Origin of the sequence: Streptomyces sp. DH12 (assembly GCF_020873895.1) — a bacterium.
In the GTDB taxonomy this organism is placed as follows: Bacteria; Actinomycetota; Actinomycetes; order Streptomycetales; family Streptomycetaceae; genus Streptomyces.
Genome location: NZ_JAHWGT010000177.1, coordinates 1 through 849, shown reverse-complemented (window position 1 = coordinate 849; position 849 = coordinate 1). Strand labels below are relative to the sequence as shown.

General features: G+C 75.7%; 2 pseudogenes. One reads left to right on the top strand and one right to left on the bottom strand.

The features are described 5' to 3' along the window. Positions 1–604, top strand: a pseudogene (locus LPA54_RS33335) (DUF885 family protein); the annotation flags it as partial. Here LPA54_RS33335 and LPA54_RS33330 read toward each other — a convergent pair. Next, positions 583–780, bottom strand: a pseudogene (locus LPA54_RS33330) (3-ketoacyl-ACP reductase); the annotation flags it as partial. The pseudogenes LPA54_RS33335 and LPA54_RS33330 sit on opposite strands and share 22 nt — an antisense overlap. Between the last annotated feature and the right edge of the window lie 69 nt (positions 781–849).

The window sequence follows — 849 nt, the reverse complement described above, 5'->3', positions numbered from 1 at the left end:
GGCCGGGTACCGGGAGTCGCTGGCGCTGGGCCTGGAACGCAAGCTGTACGCCGGGCCGCGCCCCACGCGGACGTTCGTCGGGCAGCTCGGCGAGTGGGCGGACACCGGCGAGGGCCGCGGCTGGTTCGAGGACTTCGCCGCCGCGGGCCCGGACGCGCTGCGCGCGGAGCTGGACGAGGCCGCCCGCGCGGCGACCGCCGCCGTGGCGGAACTGCGGGACTGGCTGCGGGACGTGTACGCCCCGGCGGTCGAGGGCGCGCCGGACACGGTGGGGCGGGAGCGGTACGCCCGCTGGTCGCGCTACTACAACGGCACCGACCTGGACCTGGACGAGGCGTACGCGTACGGCTGGTCCGAGTACTTCCGGCTGCTGGGCGAGATGAGGAAGGAGGCCGAGAAGATCCTGCCGGGGGCCGGGACCCCGTGGGTGGCGCTGGCCCACCTCGACGAGCACGGCCGGCACATCGAGGGCGTGGACGAGGTCCGCGACTGGCTGCAGGGCCTGATGGACCAGGCGATCGACGCCCTGGACGGCACGCACTTCGACCTGGCCGAGCGGGTGCGGAAGGTGGAGTCGCGGATCGCCCCGGCGGGCATCGCGGCGTCGTGCGGCACATGGTGGTGCAGGTAGACGCTCGCGCCGTACGCGGCCAGCCTGCGGGCCACGGCGTGTCCGATGCCGCCGCGCCGGCTCGCTCCGGTCACCAGGGCGGTGCGGCCCCGCAGCGGCAGGGGGTCACGGCGGAGTTCCTCGGGCGGGGGCGGGGGAAGCTTCGGCATGATCCCCATGAGGGGTCGCGTGACCGGCCCGGGCACGCGAATAACGGCGCCCGGCTCAGGGCAGCGGCC